The following is a 17,072-nucleotide window of genomic DNA, read 5'->3' as shown; positions in this document are numbered from 1 at the left end:
TACGCGTCGGGTGGCGCAGTGGTTATCCGTTCGGCGTCGGGTGCAGTCGCTGTTCCGCCAGCGGGCAGGTGAACACGTCGCGTTCGCCGAGACCGACACGGTTGATGTAGCGCACGACGATGGCGTACGACGCCAACAGCTCTGTTTCCGTGTACGGCACCTCATACTCTCGGCAGTATGCGGCGATCAGCGGTGCTGCGTGACGCAGGTGAGGGCGCGGCATCGAGGGGAAGAGATGATGTTGGAGCTGGTAGTTCAGCCCGCCCATCGCGGTGTCGAGCATGCGGCTTCCCCGAATGTTGCGGCTCATCATGACTTGCCGCCGCAGAAAATCGATCGTGGCCGAGCGTGGCACGAGCGGCATTCCCTTGTGGTTCGGGGCGAATACCATCCCCATGTAGAACCCGAAGAGCCGGAAAAGCGCCTTCCGCAAACAGCAGGCCATGTGGTAGGCACGGCACATGACTACCGCACTTTCCTCAGCGGCCTCCCTCCTTCTCCCGGTGACGGCATGAACCGCCGCGAGGCCGACCTGATCGTCATCGGCGCCGGCGCTGTCGGCGAAAACGTGGCCGACCGTGCCGTGCAGGGTGGGCTGGAGACGGTGATCGTCGAAGCGGAACTCGTCGGCGGAGAGTGCTCGTATTGGGCCTGTATGCCGTCGAAGGCACTCCTGCGTTCCGCGCAGGTTCTCGGCGCCGCCCAGGCTGTTGCCGGGGCGGCGAAAGCTGTCACAGGACAAATCGATATCCCGGCCGTCCTCGCGCGCCGCGATGACTTCACGAGCCATTGGCAGGATGAGGGGCAGGTGCGCTGGTTGGAGGAAACCGGCATCAGCCTCATCCGCGGAAGGGGCCAGATAACGGGCACCCGCGAGGTGACCGTCACGGCCGCGGATGGATCGATCACGGTGCTCACCGCGCGGCATGCCGTCGCCGTCGCAACCGGATCAACCACATCCCTGCCCGAGATTCCGGGGATAGCGGATGTCACACCGTGGACGACCCGCGACGCGACCAGCACGAAGTCGATCCCCGCCTCGCTCGCTGTCATCGGCGGCGGCGTTGTCGCGACGGAAATGGCCACGGCGTTCGCAGCGCTCGGGAGCATCGTGACGATCATCGCCCGCACGGGGCTGCTCACGAAGCTCGAACCCTTCGCGCGTGAGCAGGTCACGAAGGCGCTCGAACATCGCGGAGTTCGGGTTCTGTGCGACACAACCGCACTCGGCATGCGCCGCGATGCCAACGGTGTCCACATAGAGACGACGCAGGGAAGCGTGTCTGCCGAGCAGGTCCTCCTCGCCACCGGCCGGACGGCGGCCACAACCGACCTGGGTCTCGAATCGATCGGCCTCGAACCCGGCGAGTGGCTCAAGACCGACGACTCACTCCGCGTGAAGGGTCATGACTGGTTGTACGCCGTTGGCGATGTCAACGGACGCGCTCTGCTGACACACCAGGGGAAGTATCAAGCGCGGGCTGCAGGAGATGTGATCGCGGCTCGCGCAACGGGCAAGCCGGTCAGCGATGCGCAATGGGGTACCCACGTCGCCTCGGCCGATCATGTCGCTGTTCCCCACGTCATTTTCAGCGACCCCGAGATTGCCACCGTCGGGCTCACCGCGGCGCACGCGCGTGAGGACGGGCGCGATGTCCGCGTTGTCGACTACGACCTCGGACAGGTCGCCGGCGCAAGTCTTCAGCGGGACGGGTACAAGGGAAGCGCACGGATCGTTGTCGACGAACGGCGCCACACGATCATCGGCGCCACGTTCGTCGGCCCGGACGTCGCCGAGCTCCTGCAAGCCGCCACGATGGCCATCGTCGCCGACATCCCGATCGACCGTCTTTGGCACGTCGTCCCTGCCTATCCAACGGTCAGCGAGATCTGGCTCCGCCTGTTGGAAACATACGGTCGCCCCGGCGCCGGGGCCTCCGGCTGATGCCAAGTTCTTAGGGAAAGCCCGCTAGCCTCGTTGCATCGCCGCCGTGACGGCCACGACGTTGCTGAGGATGATCGTCGTGAGTGTGTGAGTGACGGCCGTGACCGCGGCTTCCGCCCCCAGTGTCAGTCCTTGAGCTCTTCGGCGCGCGCGATCACGGGCGATGACCACGGAATGTCATGGTTGAACTGCGGCAGGGTCCCGCTGGCATAAACCAGCGCGGCGGTCCGCGGCGCCGACTATGCGTGGGCCAACTCGCTCCGACTGCAGGCCGCTCTCGACCAGGCTCGGATCGACTACCGGCACCACCGCGAGCTTGCCCCCACCACAGAACTGCGTCAGCTCCAATACGCCGAGGACGACCGTCAAGGCGTCGGCAAGCGCACGCGCCGCGCACTGGCCACGGACTACACTCGCCGCTACACCGCAGAGATTCTGAGCCACGCCGATCTCGCGCCGGTGCTCGCCGACTTCCCCTCCTCCGGCTATGCCGCGCTGCTGTGCGTCGAACGCGACCCCGAAGCGTGTCACCGTTCCCTCATCACCCAGCGGCTCGTTGAGCGCTTCGGCATCGCAGCCGAACATCTCCTGCCCCGATGACGGGGAACCTGGACTGCCTGGTTGCGCCAGCACATCTCCCGCACGCGAGTCGCCACCACGCTGCCGCGGCCGTCTGACTCACTTGCCGCCGGGCGGGCCGATCAGCAGCAGTGCTACGTAGAGCGCGACGATGCCGGTGATGAGAAGGATGGCGAGTACCCATGGGCGTCGCAGGAACCAGCGCATCGCCCGGTCGTACCAGCGGCGATCGCGCGGATCCTCCGTGGCTTCCGGGCGCCAGTCGCCACGCAGTCTCTCTGAGCGATGCAGCCAGACGTCAACGGGAACCGTTGCGTACGGCACGACGGCGCTGATCACGGCAAGCGCACCCACTCCGGGGTGCCAACGCTGGTTGACGGCGACCAGCAGCGCGGTTGCAGCGTAGGCCAGGAAGACGAAACCGTGAATGCCTCCGCCGATGGTCACAACGATTGCCGAGGCACCAACGGCTCGGGCGATGATCGCGGCAATCAGAATCGTCCATGTGATCGCCTCGGCGATCGCAAGAACTCGGAACAGGCGGGCGGGGGTACGAAACACGGCGCTCCTCGGGGTCATGCGTGTCTCCAGCCTATGCGCGCGCAGCCGCCGCGCCGGCGCGGCGGAATACGTACTCGCGTCGCGTCGTTTCTCACCGCATGACCTCGATTGATCCCGCGGCCCTCGAACAGGTGCTCACATCCATCGATGTGGCGATCGGCACCGCACGGCGGGTGCGCCTGCAGGCTGCGGCGCTCTTGCCTCTCGCACCGGGCACCGCACTGCTCGCCTACGTCGCAGACGGGGTCGTTCACGGCGTTCCAACGGGTCCATCCGGGTGCGTCCTCGACGTCGATGCAGAATCGAAAACTGTCGCCGTCCGGCGCGCGGGCGATTCCGCACTCTGTGCCGGGGACGTGTTCGTCACGTTCGGCGCAGACACGTTCGTCCTCCCGGACCGTCGGTGATGCGCAAAGAAAAGACCCGGCGCCAGAGGCGCCGGGTGGTATGGCCCCACGCTAGCACTCGTCACCATGGTGCGGGCTTCGTGATCCGGGACGAGATCACGTTCGGGAGCTGATGCGCGTAGAGGTCATCGGGCTCAAGACGGTACCACCAGTGGTTGCCTGCGCCTTCGGTCGGCGTCCCTGCGAGCTTGCCCGCGCGGACCCCTTTCGTCGGGTTGATCAGGCCGACGGGAACGTGCTCGCGCGCGACGCCGATCGGGTAGGCGAGGTCGCTGTCATTGCTGATGACGACGGCCGCATCCACCCTACGGGTGAGCACGTCGATCAGCAGATGGGAGGCGACGTTCACGTCGCTGCCCTTCTCCTCGCGCCGGGCAACGGAGGCCATGAACGTCGCGCCCGGGACGTCCTGGCCGCTGTGGTCCTGGATCATGATCGGCCAGTCCGGTTCGACGAGAACAGGTTTGCTGTTGCGTCCTTTGACAGCCAGCGGCGCCGTCGACACGCGCGCGACGTACGTTCCGAAGCTGATCCTCGTCGCCGAGCCCGTGTGCGCCAGAGCCCGCAGGTACACGTCCTGCTCCCGCTGCCCCTCGGGGTTGCTCGCACCACTGATCCGGGCCGTGCAGTAGGTGACGTTCTCGATCGTCACCTCTCCCCAGTGCGAACGGGTGGCGATCACACTCTCGACCATGCCTCGCAGATCCAGCCCGCGCTATCCCGTCTGACCCCGACGAAGCAGTGGCTACTCCACGCGTTCCATCTCCCATCGAAGCCGCTGCGCAGGAGCGCCGTGGCCGAACACCGCCGCCGAATCGTCACACGCGATCGAGACCTGCCGAGGCGAGCGAGCGTCGCCTTCCAGGAGTTCCTCGACGCGCAGGAAGCCATCGATCACGACAGGCGAACGGCGCCTCCCGTGTCCCCGCGGCGCGGGCCGACGCGCGGCAGACGCGGCCGAGACGAGATCCGCCTCCGAAGTCTCGTCCGCCCCGAACCCGACGCGAAGCTTCTCGCGCAGGCGCTGTTGCTCGCCTGGACAGAAAGCACCTCGGGGAAACCCGACGACGATCCGCCTGGTTGACTTCCCACAAGGTGCCTGACGGGAAAGAAAACAAGACGAACCCTGGATTCACGGCGTAGCCAGGTATTTCTCTCCGAACTGTTGCCGAGATGGCGACGAGTCCTTCACTCTCAACACAAGAGTCAAGGTTGCAAGAAGAAGCCCCTTATCAGGCATTTTCTGACGTCCAATGAGAGACTTCCTCGTGTATCCGTCGGCCTTGTCCACCTCTGTTCCACTAATTCGCTAACAGGGGTGAGGACGGCGGATCTGCGCCAGATCCGGGCGCGTCGCAGCGCCAGGAACGAAGCCACTCGAAATGCGCCGCAGCCTCGCCGCAAGTGGAGTCGGCTGAGCGACGAAGCACGGGCTTCTGTGATCGCCCGCTACTCCGCGGGAGACACGACGACACGGCTGGCGGAAGACTTCGACGTCGCCAAGTCCACGATCCTCGGCATCCTCCGGGCGAACAACGTAGTGGTCCGGCGACAGCCGTTGACAGTAATGCAAGTCGCCGAAGCGGCGCAGCTCTACGAATCCGGCTTGTCCCTCTCGCAGGTCGCCGAGCACCTACAGGTGAATCAGGAGACGATGCGGGTCGCGATCCTCAAGGCGGGCATCACGATGCGGGCGCCCACTGGGGCGTGAGCGCCGTCCTCTAGAAATCCGTCCGCTCAGCGACCTACAGCTGACTAGCTATCGAGGAGCTCTCGCAGATCACGCTTGTAGAGCCGGAAGGCGATCCGACCATCTTCACTGAGCCGGATGTACGTGACCGCGGAACGCCCTTCGAGAACCTTCTCGATCGTGACGTAGCCGCTCTCCTCAAGCTTGCGTAGATGCGTGGCGAGATTTCCCGAGGTGACGGAGATGATCTCCTGGAGCCGCGGAAAGGCAAGCGAATCACCCGGTCCGAGAGTATCCAACACTGTCACGATCCGTAGACGGGCCTGGACGTGGATGACCGGATCGAGCTCACGCATCTGGTGCACGGTGAAGATCCCCGGCCACGAGATTCGGCCGGACGGCCGCGATTCCTGCCAGCGCCAAGTATCCAACCCCGCCGATCACGCCTGCTAGCAGGAGGTGTGGTGCGGGCAGAACGATCGAGAGTAGGCCAGCGATAATCGTCCACGATCCGAAGACCAACTGCGACCGGTCATTCCACAGCGCTGAACCGACGAGACCGAGCACTCCAACGATCAGGCATGGGACAGCAACCCAGTAGGGCAGCAGCGTAACCAGCGATAGGCCATCGCTGGCGAGCCTGCCTCCCAACAGCCCCATCATCGTGAACGCAACGGCGTACGTATTTCCGTAGATCGCGCCCTGCAGCCGTGAGGGCCCCCGCGAGCCCGTGGCTCTGCGCGTGACATGCGCACTGGACACCCAGATCCCAACGAGCAAGCTCACAACCCCGATACCCATCGCCAGCGGGAGCGGGAGAATCGGCTGCGCTTCAGGGACGAACGCGAGATACATGGCGAGGAAGCCGACAATCCACGCGAAGCCCCACACGAGGAACAGCAGTCGCGCGTCGGGCGTGAGGAATCTCTTCGCGCTCTCGGTGTCGTCCGCAATCGAGCGCAGAATCGACGCTGGATCCAGCTCCCCTGGCCGAGCCATGCGCCCTCCTCTCAGTTAGCGATGCTGTCGAGCACCTGCTCACTTTCTAGCACACGCGACTTTCCGCGACAGGCAACTTTCTGGTACAAAGTTCAGAGCACACGCTCCTGATGTGAAAAGCACATCAGCGAACCGGTTGACCTAGGTCGAGACTTCACTCATAGTCAAGGGCACAACTGAACAGGAGAACCCAAATGACGACGACCAGCAAAGCTTCAACGAAGACGACCACCGCGGAGTGGTTCGGTACCGCCGCGCGCTACGTCTCTCCACTCCCCCTCATCATGGGCTTCTTCATGCTCGTCTACGCCTTCTGGTTCATCCCCGCATGGGGCCTCCTCGGCGGGATCATCTTCGGTGCGCTGGCTGTGTACGCGGTCATCTGCGGGGCACTTGCGATCCGCAACATCAAGCACGCTGTCCGCCACCCGAGCATCAAAACCCCTGAAGGCGAAGCACAGGGAAAGAAGATGGCGGTGCTTAGTGGGATCACCTACCCGCTCCTCTGGCTGTCGGTCATTGCACTGCCTCTACTTGGACAGGCTCAATTCATCATGCAGGCCGTCGTCATCATCATCGGCCTTCACTTCATCCCGATGGCCAAGATCCAAGGACGACGCATCGACTACGTTCTCGGCCCGATCTCCGTTCTCTTCGGAATCGTCGGAGTCTTGATCGCGCTGAACAACTCAAGCGATTGGCAGCTCGCCTTCGCCGTTGCCGGAGTCGGTGGCGCTGGGGCGACCTTTGTCTACGCGTTCTACAACCTCATCGGCTACCGAAAAATGTCCGAACAAGCCCACGCGCTTCCGCTGTAGATCCGCAGGCGTCAGCGCGCCCCTCAGTTGCGGTTGAGACCGTGTCGTCGTGAGTCGAGCGCGACCTTGAAGTGGCTCTCGGCGGCGTCGATCTCTGGTGTCGGTGTCGACGGGTCGAAGACGCGCAGGAGCGAGTAGCGAAAAGTAGATGGATCGATTCCGCGTAGCTCGACGTTCCCGCCGTGACCATTCGTTGCGTAGACGCTCCAGCGCTGTCTCACACTCTCGACGCCATCCGCTTTGCCGACGTACTGACGACCGTCGCGGGTGTCGGTGATGAGGTAGATACCAACAACCGACGAAAGCGCGGTCCGCCACGATGCGTAGCGATGGTCGCGCATCACTGCTTGAAGGCGCGAGTAGTCGAGGACGAGACGATCGAATCCCGGGAAGGGGATCGGCTCTGCGTCGGCTGGGCTGACCCCGTTGCGTAGGTCCGGTGGTTCTGAGAGTCGTCCTGTTGCCCGAGGGTTCGGGCAGGGAGACTGGTCAGATCATGTCGAACAGCAGGAAGCGTCACACCCCGGAACAGGTCGTTCGCAAGCTCGGGCAGGCCGACAGGATGCTCGCCGATGGCGCGGATGTCGCGGCGGTGTGTCGGGAGCTCGGGGTGTCCGAGCAGACGTACTACCGGTGGCGGAACCAGTACGGCGGCCTTAAAGCCGACGACGCGAAGCGCCTGAAGGAGCTTGAGAAGCAGAACGCGACGCTCAAGCGGCTGCTCGCGGAGGCGGAACTGGAGAAGGCCGCGCTCAAGGAATTGGCTGAGGGAAACTTCTAGGCCCGGGCAGGCGCCGCGCCGCCGTCGCTCACCTCAAGCGCAAGCTGCGGGTGAGCGAACGGATGGCGTGCCGTCTGGCCGGGCTCTCACGCTCCGCATACCGACGCCCGCTCAAGGGCGACACGGTCGCGGACCCGGACCGGGCGTTGCGGGACTGGCTGCGCGCCTGGGCGAAGAGCCATCCCCGCTACGGGTACCGACGCGCGTATCACGACGCCCGCGCCGAGGGGTGGGTGGTGAACCACAAGAAGATCCAACGCCTCTGGCGTGATGAGGGTCTGCGCGTCCCGCAACGGCGTCATGGCCCTCTTGGGGAACGGAGCGTGGTTCTGGGTCAGACAAGACCGCTCGCCAGGAGGAAGATGCCTGATCCGTGAGCGAGGGTTGCTGGGATCACGCCACGCCGCATCCGCAGGAAGGCGCATATCAGGCCTTCGTAGAGTGTGAAGAGCATGAGCGGCCAGCCGACCGTGGTGACTGTGGTTGCTAGATAGGCGTGACACGCGGCGAAGAGTACGCCAGAGAGCAGTGCCGAGCGCAGCGGGGTCATGGTCTGTTCGAGCCGGCCTTGCAGGAAGCCTCGGAAGATGACTTCCTCGCCGAGGTTGCCCGACAAGGCAAGGAACGCCAGCGCTGGCAGCAGGGCTAGCGGGACCTCCCCACCCCGGCTCTCAACCGGCGAGAGCAACGAGAGCGCGAGGACTGGTGCGGCCACGAGCACGCCACCGCCCAGCCCGAGCGCGACTGTCGACACGTCGGGTCTGCCCCAGCGCACGAGCGCCCTCAGCCCGGGCATGGCGGCCAGTAGTCCAGCAGTCAGGGCGAGCGAGCCACCGCCAAACATCACGAGCACCAAGACATCGTCGGTAAACCGCAGCCAGGGCACCCCGTTGGACGCACCGAACTCCCAGAAGCCCGCCGGTGTCATAGCGTCGCGGATCAGGACGAAGCCGAGGATGAGCAGCATGACCCGGAACAGCAGATCGCGTTCCGGCCGCGCTAGAACGATCGCCGCACCGATGAGCAGCAACCCCGGCAAAACGAGCAGGCTGTAGTCGAGCATCAGTCCGGATCACACTCCTGTATACGTTTGACGCATGTTCGATGGGGAGCAACGGGCTTCGGTCGTCAAGCGGCGTTGACCCGATAGGCCCGAAGGAATGCTTGACTGCCTGCGGTGATGGTCTCGATCAGTTCCTGCTCGCCCAGCGGCATCGTCGCGGCGAACATGGTCTGGTTGCTGGGGATCCACAACAGCAGCCCTGCGAAATGGTGAGCCGCGAGGCGCGCTTCCGGGATCTCCATCATCCCGCGCTCGTCGAGGATCGACAGGCAGCGCGCAACCGAGTTCACGACGCGCAGGAACCCCTCCTCCCAGTACAGCTGCCCAAGGTCCGGGAAGCGGGTCGCCTCGGCGATCACCAGGCGCCGCAGCTGCTGCACGTACGGCGACATGATCGAGCGGCTGAACTGCGTCGCCATCAGCGCAACGGCGTCATCGGCCGAGTCGATATTGCGCATCTGGTCCACCAAGGGGGCGAACGGGTCGTCGACACGATCGCAGGCGAATCGGATCAGCGCCGCGAAGACGCCCTCTTTGTCGCCGAACTCCTTGTAGAGCGTCTGCTTCGACACCGACGCGGCGGCGGCGAGCTGATCTGTGGTGGTCCCGACATAGCCGTGCGCAACGAAGACCTCCAGAGCGCGCTCGAGGATGAGCTCGCGCTTCTGAACTGACCTGGCGGCATCCATGCGGACCCTCGACTTTCGTTGCAGGGATCGAGACTTGACAGTAGCACTGAACAGTACCGTACAGCGGAGTACTGATCAGTACTTTACCTGGAGGAATGAATCACATGACAAGCGACACGGTCCTCAGCGCCGACGGGACAACGATTGCCTTCGACGTGGAGGGAAGCGACTCCCACCCCGTGCTCCTCCGAGTAGACGGGGCAGCCTCGCACCGAGCGTTGGACCCCGGGCGTGCTGAGTTCACCCGCCGACTGGCCGACCGGTTCCGCGTGGTCTCCTACGACCGTCGCGGACGCGGTGGCAGTGGCGACCGCGACACCTATGCGGCGGAGCGCGAGATCGAGGATGTCACCGCGCTCCTGGACCGCTTCGGCGGGCGAGGATTCGTTGTCGGCCTGTCTTCCGGCGCGGTACTGGCGCTGCGATGCGCCGCTGCCGGTCTGCCCATCGACGGGCTCGCCTGCTACGAACCGCCCTTCGTCGTCTCACCGGACCGCGCGCCCGTCGCAATCGACTACGCGGAGCGGTTACAGACCGAGATCGACAGCGGCCGGCCGGCCAACGCGATGAAGCTCTTCATGACCGAGGCCGTCGGAATGCCGGCCGCGATGGTGGACGGGTTTGAACCTGCGACCCCTTGACATCACCGCTGGCAGAGACCGCCTGCTTGCGCAGGTGAACGCACGGGCATCACGCCAGGTCAGTCATTGTGATCACTTGTCGGCAACTAACGGTGCTTGGTGTAGATGTGTCTCGTCTGCCCCTGGCGAAGATGTACGCGGCCGCGTTCGCGCGGGAAGGCCTGACGCGGCCGGGTTCGCGGCTTCACGATTCCCTACCCTCGAGCAAACCCGTATCACGGCGCACTGCCGCACGTGATGCGGGTCGAGCCGGCGAGGACATTCCCACGTTGATGCGTCAGCCGAGCCGCATCCGTTCCATCGACTCCTGGATCGCGACGGCGGCGGCACCCCTTGCCCACGCGCGGAACCCGGACACGTCGACGTGGATGTCGATCGGGGCGGCCTGCGCGTCGCGTCCCGCTGCGAGCGCGTCGCGCACCGCCCGTTCCGCGACCCGGAACAGGCCGATGCCCTCCCCCGAGAGCACCACGGCGGACTGCAGGCTGAGGTTCGCGGCGAGCGCGATGAACCGTCCGAGGGCTGTGCCCGCGGCATCCACCACCGCCCTCGCGGCGGGGTGGTCGGACGCGGCGAGCCGGAGCGTCTCGTCGTAGTCGACCGCCCGGCCGAGCGCTGCGGACACCTGCGTCGTGATCGACCCGGCCGACAGCATCGCCTGCGCGCACCCGCGGTGCCCGTCGCTGCAGACGGGTCCGTAGGGGTCGAGCGGAATGTGCCCGCCGGTCCCCGTCGTCGCGTCGGGGGTACGGACGACCTCACCGGCGACGACGAGCCCGTAACCGACGCCCGCGCCGATCGTGATCGTCGCGAAGCCGTCGAGTCCCCGCCCGGCGCCGAACCAGCGCTCCGCCTCGGCGAGCGCGACGACGTCGTTCTCGACGCTCACGGGCACGCCGAGCTCCGCCTCGAGGGTGGCGCGGACGTCGACGTCGATCCAGTCGAGGAATGGAGCGAACACGGCGACCCCTCCCTGGACGACACCGCCGACGCTGACGCCGACACCCCGCAGGTCGGTGAGACCGAGGCCGCGGATCGTCGCTGCGACGAGGGCGAGGACCGCATCCGGAGCGTGATCGGACAACGGGCGTTCATCGCCAGCCACCGATTCCGCCCGGATGTCGGTGCCGACCGCGATGATCTCGTCGCCGGTGATCTTCACCCCGGCGAAGGTGCCGAGTCCTGGTGCGATGTCGAGGGGGCGCGACGGTCGCCCGACCGAGCCGTCGGTCACCTCGTCGAGCTCGATGAGGAGACCTCGCTCGAGCAGCGGCTTGGCGAGTCGGGTGAGGCTCGCCGGCGACAGGCCGAGCCGAGCAGTGAGGTCGCGTCTCGAGAGCGGGCCGTGGATCAGGACGGCACGAGCGACGGCGGTCTCACTCTCACTCATGACCACTCCTTCTGACGTTGATTTCATTCTGGCACGAATACGAGGCCCGATCGCGATCGGATCAGCCGCGGAGGGCACTCTTGACGTCGGAATATTTCCCCTGTAAAACTAATCTCATGATCGACCATGACGACGTCGTCCCCGTTCCTGCCGCGGCCACAGCGCCTGCCGTCGCTCACCTCCGCTCCGGCGGGACGAGCGTGGTCGTCGACCTCGGCGCCGCCGTCCCCGCCATCGCCCATTGGGGCGAGGACCTGGGCGACGCCCCGGAGGAGACCCTCGTATCCCTCGCGGTCGCGTCGCGTCTGCAGCGCGTCTCGGGCGGTCTCGACAGCACCGCCCGCCTCGGCGTCGTCGCCACCGCCGCCTCCGGCTGGCTCGGCACCCCCGCACTCGAGGGGCACCGCGACGGCGAGTCCATCAGCGCGCTGTTCGCCCTCACGGATTTCCGCGCGACGGACGACGCCCTCGAACTGCACTTCACCGACACGGAGACCGAGCTCTCGGCACGCTACGAGCTGCGCGTCACGGCATCGGGTCTCGTCCGCGCCCGCACGACCGTCCGCAACGACGGCACCGGGACCTACACGGTGCAGGCCCTGCACACGACCCTTCCGCTGCCGTGGGACGCCACCGAGATCCTCGACACGACGGGTCGCCACCTCCGCGAGCGGTCGGCACAGCGCCACGAGCTGACCTTCGGCACCCACCTCCGCGAGTCCCGGCGCGGTCGCCCCGGCGCCGACGCGACCCTCCTGCTCGCGGCGGGCACCCCGGGCTTCGGGTTCGAGCACGGCCGGGTCCACGGTGTCCACCTCGCCTGGAGCGGCAACTCGCGCATCTTCGCGGAGCGCATCCCGACGGGCGAGTCCTTCCTCGGGGCCGGCGAGCTGTACTTGCCCGGCGAGATCCGCCTCGCCTCCGGCGAGGAGATCGCCTCGCCCGAGCTGCTCGGCTCGTGGGGCGACGGCCTCGACGAGCTCGCCGTCCGCTTCCACGACGAGTGGCGCGCCCGACCGCAGCACCCCACGCGCCCCCGACCCATCACCCTCAACACGTGGGAGGCGGTCTACTTCGACCACCGCCTGCCCAAGCTCATCGCCCTCGCCGATGCGGCGGCCGAGATCGGCGTGGAGCGGTACGTGCTGGATGACGGCTGGTTCCGTCACCGCCGCGACGACACCGCCGGCCTCGGCGACTGGTACGTCGACGACACCGTCTGGCCCGACGGTCTGCACCCGATCGCCGACCACGTCGTCGCGAAGGGCATGGAGTTCGGCCTCTGGTTCGAGCCCGAGATGGTCAACCCCGACAGCGATCTCGCCCGCTCTCACCCCGACTGGATCCTTCGTGGCCGCACCGATCTGCCGCCGTCCGCCCGTCAGCAGCAGGTACTGAACCTCGCCCACCCCGAGGCGTACGCCCACATCTTCGGCGTCATCTCCGACATCCTCGCCGCCTACCCGATCTCCTACATCAAGTGGGACCACAACCGCGACCTCGTCGACGCCGCGGCCGGCCCCGGCGGAGCCGCGAAGGTGCACGCGCAGACGCTCGCCGTCTACCGCCTCATCGACGAACTCAAGGCCGCCCACCCGGGCCTCGAAATCGAGAGCTGCGCATCGGGCGGCGCCCGCGTCGACCTCGGCATCCTCGACCGCACCGACCGCATCTGGACGAGCGACTGCCTCGACCCCGTCGAGCGCCTCGAGAACCAGCGGTACACCGCGCTGGTCGTGCCGCCAGAGATGATGGGCATGCACCTCACCACCCCCCACGTGCACTCCACCGGCCGCACCGTGTCGCTCGCGATGAGCGGCGCCGTCGCACTGTTCGGCCACTTCGGCATCGAGTGGGACGTCACGACGCTGTCCGAGACGGATGCCGCCGAGGTCGGCGCGTGGGTCGCGCTCGCCAAGCGTGTGCGCCCCCTCGTCGCGACGGGCCGCGTGATCAACGTCGACGTGGCCGACCCCGGGCTCGACGTCCGCGGCGTGGTCGCGGCAGATGCGGCATCCGCCTTCTTCACCGTCACGCAGTCGCAGACGCTCATCTCATCGCCGACCGGCCGCGTGCGCTTCCCCGGGCTCGACGCCGACCGGACCTACCGGATCCGGATCGTCACCCCCGGCGGCGTCGTGCACAACCCGGCGCAGTCGCCGCTCGAGTGGGCCCACCACGACACCGTCCTCACGGGACGTCAGCTCGCCGTCGTCGGCGTGCGCCCGCCCGTGCAGAACCCTCAGCAGTCCACCGTCATCGAGATCACCGCCGCGTAGTGCGCGGCACTCGCGCAAGGAGGCGCACCATGAGACCCAGATCCATCCGCACCGCCGTCGCGGGCACCCTCATCGCCGGGCTCGCGCTCGGCATGGGCGGCTGCGCGACCGACGGCGGCGGCGAGGTCACCACACTCGACTTCTTCCAGTTCAAGGGCGAAGCGCTCAAGGACTTCGCCGACATCATCGACGCCTTCGAGGCCGAGAACCCCGACATCAAGGTCGTGCAGAACCAGGTCGCCGACTCGGAGACGCTCATCCGGACGCTTCTCGTGAAGGACCGGACCCCCGACGTCATCACGCTGAACGGCAACGGCAACTTCGGCAAGCTCGCCGAGGCCGGCGTCTTCTACGACTTCTCCGACGAGCCGGTGCTCGAGACCATCAACCCCGGCGTGCAGGACATCCTGGCCGACCTCGGCAACTACGGCGACGAGGTCAACAGCCTCGGCTACGTCAACAACGCCAACGGCATCATCTACAACCAGGATCTGTTCGAGGCGGAAGGGCTCGAGGTCCCGGAGACGTGGGATGAGCTCATCGCGCTCTGCGACACGCTCGAGGAGCGAGGCATCACCCCCTTCGCGACATCGCTCTCCGAGAACTGGACGGCGATGCCCTCGTGGAACGGCATCGGCGCGTACTACGCGCAGGGCGGCTTCTTCGACGAGATGCGCGCCGAGGGCGACACCGTCGGCGCCGACTCCCCCGTCTCATTCGAGAAGGACTTCCCCGAGGCGATGGAGCGTCAGGCCGAGCTCTTCCAGTACTCGCAGGAGGGCTATCGGGGCGCGTCGTACGACGACAGCACGTCGCTGTTCGCGAACGGCGGGGCGGCCATGATGCTGCAGGGCATCTGGGCGCTCAGCCCCGTCAAGGCGGTCAACCCCGACATCAAGGCGGCGATCTTCCCCTACCCCGTCTCGGAGGACCCCGAGGACCGGATGCTGGTGTCCGGCGTCGACGTCACGGTGACGATGGCCCGCAACACCCCGCACAAGGAGGAGGCGCTGCGCTTCATCGAGTTCATGTTCCGCCCGGACGTGATCGAGGAGTTCGCGGCTTCGCAGACGATGGTGCCGTCGGTCGAAGGGGCGGAGCTCAGCGACGACCCCGCGCTGCAGTCGATCGCGCCGTACTTCGATGCGGGCAGGATCACCGGCTTCATCGACCACCAGGTCCCGACCGCCATTCCGCTCGTTGGCGTCGTGCAGCAGTTCCTCTACGACGACGACACGCAGGGCGCCCTCGGGACCCTCGACAACGAGTGGCGCAAGGTCGCCGCCCGCACGATCACGACGAACGAGGAGGACTGAGATGGCCACCGTCACCGCCGACGGCACGCGCCGCGCCGAACGGGTTCGACCCGCGGCGCCGGACGCGCGTCGCCGCTCGAAGCTCGCGCCCCGCGCGTACTACTGGTTCGTCTGGCCGGCGGTCATCGCCTTCGCCGGCTTCCACACCGTGCCCGTCCTCATCGGCGTGTTCTTCAGCTTCACGAACTACGCCGGGTACGGCGCGTGGGACTTCGTGGGCATCGCGAACTACGTCAACATCTTCCGCGACGACCGGGTGCTGCAGGCATACGGGTTCTCGTTCCTCTTCGCGATCGTCGCAACCGTCTTCACGAACGCGATCTCGCTCGCGATCGCGATGGGGTTGAACGCGAAGATCCGGGCTCGGAACTTCTGGCGCGGCGTCTACTTCGTGCCGTACATCCTCGCGGTGCTGGTCGTCGGCTACGTCTTCCAGTTCCTGTTCTCGAACTCGCTGCCGAGGATCCTCTCCGGCATCCCGCTCTTCCGCGACAACATCCTGGCCAACCCGGACTGGGCCTGGACTGCGGTCGTCGTGCTGGCGGTCTGGCAGGCCTGCGCGTTCTCGATCATCATCTACCTCGCGGGCCTGCAGACGATCCCCGCGGACATCTACGAGGCGGCATCCATCGACGGGGCGACCCCCGCCCGCCAGTTCCGCTCCATCACGTTCCCGCTCATCAGCGCGTTCTTCACGATCAACGTCGTGCTGAGCCTGAAGGGCTTCCTGCAGGTGTTCGACCCGATCATCGCCCTCACGAACGGCGGACCGGGCACCTCCACCGAGTCGGTCACGATGCTGATCTTCCGCGGCGGCTTCTCGGGCGGCGAGTTCGCCTACCAGACCGCCAACGCGGTGATCTTCTTCATCGTCATCACGATCGTCTCGCTCCTCCAGTTCCGGGTCCTTCAGCGCAGAGAGGCCGACTTCTGATGTCCAGCTCCGTCACCACGCCCGTCGAGGCGGGCCCCACCACCATCGCCGTCGTCGTGCCGCGCAAGCGTCGCTTCTCGGGCGGCTACGATCCGTCCGACACCCGCCGCACCAACTGGTGGGCGACCGCCCTCATCGCCGTCTGCTCGCTCACGGTGCTCATCCCGCTGTACCTCGCGGTCGCCGTCGCCCTCAAGACGCCGGCGCAGCTCGCCGGCGGGACGGGCTTCGAGCTCCCTTGGCCGATCAACTGGGAGAACTTCGCCGTCGCCTGGGAGCGCACCTCGTTCCCGCAGGCGCTGATGAACACGGCCATCATCACGGTCGGCTCGGTGGTGCTCACGCTGCTGACGAGCTCGCTCGTCGCCTACGCGCTGGCGCGCAACCTGCACCGGCCGTTCTTCAAGGGCGTCTTCTACTACCTGCTGGCGGCGCTGTTCATCCCGTTCCCGATCATCATGCTGCCGCTGGTGAAGCAGACGTCGCTCCTCGGGCTCGACAACCCCGCGGGCATGATCGTGCTCTACACGATCTACGGCCTGAGCCTGAACATCTTCATCTACACCGCGTTCATCCGCTCGATCCCGATCGAGCTCGAAGAAGCGGCGCGGATGGACGGCGCATCGACGTGGCGCGTGTTCCGGCAGATCGTGTTCCCGCTGCTCATGCCGATGAACGCAACGGTCGGCATCCTCACCTGCGTCTGGGCCTGGAACGACTTCATCATGCCGCTCGTCGTGCTAACCTCGCCCTCTGACCGGACGCTGTCGCTCGCGCAGTACGTCTTCCAGGGGCAGTACAACACCGACTACACCGTCGCGTTCGCGTCGTACCTCATGGCGATGGCTCCGCTGCTGATCGTCTACATCTTCTCGCAGCGCTGGGTGATCTCCGGCGTGATGCGCGGGTCGATCAAGTAGTTCCGGACGGATGCCGCCGTCCCGCCGGCCGTCGCGGCTGCGGGACGGCGGTGGCGCTGC

At 66.4% G+C, this 17,072-nt stretch carries 19 protein-coding genes and 2 pseudogenes; 12 read left to right on the top strand and 9 right to left on the bottom strand.

Features of this window, described 5'->3' with window-relative positions; genetic code table 11:
- Positions 1 to 22: 22 nt before the first annotated feature.
- Positions 23 to 412: pseudogene (locus tag G6N81_RS12000) on the bottom strand (fatty acid desaturase family protein); the annotation flags it as partial.
- A gap of 99 nt (positions 413 to 511) precedes the next feature.
- Between G6N81_RS12000 and G6N81_RS11995 the strand changes: the two are divergent.
- Both G6N81_RS11995 and G6N81_RS13000 read left to right on the top strand, forming a co-directional pair.
- On the top strand, positions 512 to 1,945 hold the full coding sequence (locus G6N81_RS11995; RefSeq protein ID WP_165137325.1) for a dihydrolipoyl dehydrogenase family protein: 1,434 nt from the start codon (positions 512 to 514) through the stop codon (positions 1,943 to 1,945).
- A 264-nt stretch (positions 1,946 to 2,209) separates the two neighbouring features.
- Positions 2,210 to 2,545: a DUF488 family protein, N3 subclade gene (locus G6N81_RS13000; protein WP_165137933.1), complete on the top strand. Its 336-nt coding sequence runs from the start codon at positions 2,210 to 2,212 to the stop codon at positions 2,543 to 2,545.
- A gap of 78 nt (positions 2,546 to 2,623) precedes the next feature.
- Here the strand turns inward: G6N81_RS13000 and G6N81_RS11985 are convergent, their stop codons facing one another.
- Positions 2,624 to 3,085: a DUF3817 domain-containing protein gene (locus tag G6N81_RS11985; protein ID WP_165137932.1), complete on the bottom strand. Its 462-nt coding sequence runs from the start codon at positions 3,083 to 3,085 to the stop codon at positions 2,624 to 2,626.
- Between the two features lie 98 nt (positions 3,086 to 3,183).
- Between G6N81_RS11985 and G6N81_RS11980 the strand changes: the two genes are divergently transcribed.
- Complete coding sequence (locus G6N81_RS11980; protein WP_165137322.1) at positions 3,184 to 3,492, top strand: hypothetical protein; 309 nt, start codon at positions 3,184 to 3,186, stop codon at positions 3,490 to 3,492.
- Between the two features lie 61 nt (positions 3,493 to 3,553).
- Here G6N81_RS11980 and G6N81_RS11975 read toward each other — a convergent pair whose 3' ends face one another.
- Positions 3,554 to 4,186, bottom strand: a complete 633-nt coding sequence (locus G6N81_RS11975) for a PIN domain-containing protein (protein WP_206527876.1) — start codon at positions 4,184 to 4,186, stop codon at positions 3,554 to 3,556.
- Positions 4,187 to 4,285: 99 nt separating this feature from the next.
- Here G6N81_RS11975 and G6N81_RS11970 point away from each other — a divergent pair, with 99 nt between their 5' ends.
- Both G6N81_RS11970 and G6N81_RS11965 read left to right on the top strand, forming a co-directional pair.
- A complete protein-coding gene (locus tag G6N81_RS11970; RefSeq protein ID WP_165137319.1) occupies positions 4,286 to 4,576 on the top strand; it encodes a hypothetical protein in 291 nt (96 codons plus the stop codon).
- A gap of 354 nt (positions 4,577 to 4,930) precedes the next feature.
- The gene (locus G6N81_RS11965) at positions 4,931 to 5,203 is read left to right on the top strand and encodes a hypothetical protein (protein WP_165137316.1); all 273 of its coding nucleotides are present in this window, start codon (positions 4,931 to 4,933) and stop codon (positions 5,201 to 5,203) included.
- Between the two features lie 44 nt (positions 5,204 to 5,247).
- On the opposite strand, the gene G6N81_RS11960 is transcribed toward G6N81_RS11965, so the two are convergent.
- Complete coding sequence (locus G6N81_RS11960; protein WP_165137313.1) at positions 5,248 to 5,538, bottom strand: transcriptional regulator; 291 nt, start codon at positions 5,536 to 5,538, stop codon at positions 5,248 to 5,250.
- On the bottom strand, positions 5,531 to 6,181 hold the full coding sequence (locus G6N81_RS11955) for a hypothetical protein (protein ID WP_165137310.1): 651 nt from the start codon (positions 6,179 to 6,181) through the stop codon (positions 5,531 to 5,533). The genes G6N81_RS11960 and G6N81_RS11955 overlap by 8 nt, the downstream gene beginning before the upstream one ends.
- 194 nt (positions 6,182 to 6,375) lie before the next feature.
- Between G6N81_RS11955 and G6N81_RS11950 the strand changes: the two genes are divergently transcribed.
- Positions 6,376 to 6,999 carry a hypothetical protein gene (locus tag G6N81_RS11950; RefSeq protein WP_165137308.1) on the top strand — a complete coding sequence of 208 codons (624 nt, stop codon included), beginning with the start codon at positions 6,376 to 6,378 and terminating at the stop codon, positions 6,997 to 6,999.
- Positions 7,000 to 7,022: 23 nt separating this feature from the next.
- Here the strand turns inward: G6N81_RS11950 and G6N81_RS11945 are convergent, their stop codons facing one another.
- Positions 7,023 to 7,340, bottom strand: coding sequence for a GIY-YIG nuclease family protein (locus tag G6N81_RS11945; protein ID WP_241244982.1), 318 nt, complete (start codon positions 7,338 to 7,340; stop codon positions 7,023 to 7,025).
- A gap of 155 nt (positions 7,341 to 7,495) precedes the next feature.
- Between G6N81_RS11945 and G6N81_RS11940 the strand changes: the two are divergent.
- Positions 7,496 to 8,079 (top strand): annotated as a pseudogene (locus G6N81_RS11940) (transposase); the annotation flags it as partial.
- Between the two features lie 35 nt (positions 8,080 to 8,114).
- Here G6N81_RS11940 and G6N81_RS11935 read toward each other — a convergent pair.
- Both G6N81_RS11935 and G6N81_RS11930 read right to left on the bottom strand, forming a co-directional pair.
- Positions 8,115 to 8,843, bottom strand: coding sequence for a CPBP family intramembrane glutamic endopeptidase (locus G6N81_RS11935; RefSeq protein ID WP_165137307.1), 729 nt, complete (start codon positions 8,841 to 8,843; stop codon positions 8,115 to 8,117).
- A 65-nt stretch (positions 8,844 to 8,908) separates the two neighbouring features.
- Positions 8,909 to 9,532 carry a TetR/AcrR family transcriptional regulator gene (locus G6N81_RS11930; RefSeq protein WP_165137306.1) on the bottom strand — a complete coding sequence of 208 codons (624 nt, stop codon included), beginning with the start codon at positions 9,530 to 9,532 and terminating at the stop codon, positions 8,909 to 8,911.
- Positions 9,533 to 9,636: 104 nt separating this feature from the next.
- Here G6N81_RS11930 and G6N81_RS11925 point away from each other — a divergent pair, with 104 nt between their 5' ends.
- Entirely contained in the window at positions 9,637 to 10,173 is a 537-nt protein-coding gene (locus G6N81_RS11925) for an alpha/beta fold hydrolase (RefSeq protein WP_165137305.1), read from the top strand.
- A gap of 277 nt (positions 10,174 to 10,450) precedes the next feature.
- Here G6N81_RS11925 and G6N81_RS11920 read toward each other — a convergent pair whose 3' ends face one another.
- Positions 10,451 to 11,563, bottom strand: coding sequence for an ROK family transcriptional regulator (locus G6N81_RS11920; protein WP_241244981.1), 1,113 nt, complete (start codon positions 11,561 to 11,563; stop codon positions 10,451 to 10,453).
- Between the two features lie 116 nt (positions 11,564 to 11,679).
- Between G6N81_RS11920 and G6N81_RS11915 the strand changes: the two genes are divergently transcribed.
- Genes G6N81_RS11915 through G6N81_RS11900 form a run of 4 tightly spaced genes read left to right on the top strand, consistent with a single transcriptional unit; the run spans position 11,680 to position 17,012 of the window.
- Positions 11,680 to 13,842: an alpha-galactosidase gene (locus G6N81_RS11915; protein WP_165137303.1), complete on the top strand. Its 2,163-nt coding sequence runs from the start codon at positions 11,680 to 11,682 to the stop codon at positions 13,840 to 13,842.
- 29 nt (positions 13,843 to 13,871) lie between these two features.
- Complete coding sequence (locus tag G6N81_RS11910; RefSeq protein WP_165137302.1) at positions 13,872 to 15,158, top strand: ABC transporter substrate-binding protein; 1,287 nt, start codon at positions 13,872 to 13,874, stop codon at positions 15,156 to 15,158.
- A gap of 1 nt (position 15,159) precedes the next feature.
- The gene (locus G6N81_RS11905; RefSeq protein ID WP_165137301.1) at positions 15,160 to 16,092 is read left to right on the top strand and encodes a carbohydrate ABC transporter permease; all 933 of its coding nucleotides are present in this window, start codon (positions 15,160 to 15,162) and stop codon (positions 16,090 to 16,092) included.
- On the top strand, positions 16,092 to 17,012 hold the full coding sequence (locus tag G6N81_RS11900) for a carbohydrate ABC transporter permease (RefSeq protein ID WP_165137299.1): 921 nt from the start codon (positions 16,092 to 16,094) through the stop codon (positions 17,010 to 17,012). The genes G6N81_RS11905 and G6N81_RS11900 overlap by 1 nt, the downstream gene beginning before the upstream one ends.
- Positions 17,013 to 17,072: the final 60 nt, after the last annotated feature.

The organism is Microbacterium amylolyticum, from assembly GCF_011046975.1.
GTDB lineage: Bacteria > Actinomycetota > Actinomycetes > Actinomycetales > Microbacteriaceae > Microbacterium > Microbacterium amylolyticum.
This window is presented reverse-complemented; position numbering and strand designations above follow the sequence as displayed.

What these genes read in the sequence shown, in the direction of transcription:
- G6N81_RS11925 (WP_165137305.1), top strand. Translation starts at nt 9,637, where the DNA reads ATGACAAGCGACACGGTCCTCAGCGCCGACGGGACAACGATTGCCTTC.
- G6N81_RS11900 (WP_165137299.1), top strand. Translation starts at nt 16,092, where the DNA reads ATGTCCAGCTCCGTCACCACGCCCGTCGAGGCGGGCCCCACCACCATC.
- G6N81_RS11950 (WP_165137308.1), top strand. Translation starts at nt 6,376, where the DNA reads ATGACGACGACCAGCAAAGCTTCAACGAAGACGACCACCGCGGAGTGG.
- G6N81_RS11915 (WP_165137303.1), top strand. Translation starts at nt 11,680, where the DNA reads ATGATCGACCATGACGACGTCGTCCCCGTTCCTGCCGCGGCCACAGCG.
- G6N81_RS11910 (WP_165137302.1), top strand. Translation starts at nt 13,872, where the DNA reads ATGAGACCCAGATCCATCCGCACCGCCGTCGCGGGCACCCTCATCGCC.
- G6N81_RS11960 (WP_165137313.1), bottom strand. Translation starts at nt 5,538, where the DNA reads ATGCGTGAGCTCGATCCGGTCATCCACGTCCAGGCCCGTCTACGGATC.
- G6N81_RS11980 (WP_165137322.1), top strand. Translation starts at nt 3,184, where the DNA reads ATGACCTCGATTGATCCCGCGGCCCTCGAACAGGTGCTCACATCCATC.
- G6N81_RS11920 (WP_241244981.1), bottom strand. Translation starts at nt 11,563, where the DNA reads ATGAGTGAGAGTGAGACCGCCGTCGCTCGTGCCGTCCTGATCCACGGC.
- G6N81_RS11930 (WP_165137306.1), bottom strand. Translation starts at nt 9,532, where the DNA reads ATGGATGCCGCCAGGTCAGTTCAGAAGCGCGAGCTCATCCTCGAGCGC.
- G6N81_RS11975 (WP_206527876.1), bottom strand. Translation starts at nt 4,186, where the DNA reads ATGGTCGAGAGTGTGATCGCCACCCGTTCGCACTGGGGAGAGGTGACG.
- G6N81_RS11905 (WP_165137301.1), top strand. Translation starts at nt 15,160, where the DNA reads ATGGCCACCGTCACCGCCGACGGCACGCGCCGCGCCGAACGGGTTCGA.
- G6N81_RS11945 (WP_241244982.1), bottom strand. Translation starts at nt 7,340, where the DNA reads ATGCGCGACCATCGCTACGCATCGTGGCGGACCGCGCTTTCGTCGGTT.
- G6N81_RS11935 (WP_165137307.1), bottom strand. Translation starts at nt 8,843, where the DNA reads ATGCTCGACTACAGCCTGCTCGTTTTGCCGGGGTTGCTGCTCATCGGT.
- G6N81_RS11955 (WP_165137310.1), bottom strand. Translation starts at nt 6,181, where the DNA reads ATGGCTCGGCCAGGGGAGCTGGATCCAGCGTCGATTCTGCGCTCGATT.
- G6N81_RS11995 (WP_165137325.1), top strand. Translation starts at nt 512, where the DNA reads ATGAACCGCCGCGAGGCCGACCTGATCGTCATCGGCGCCGGCGCTGTC.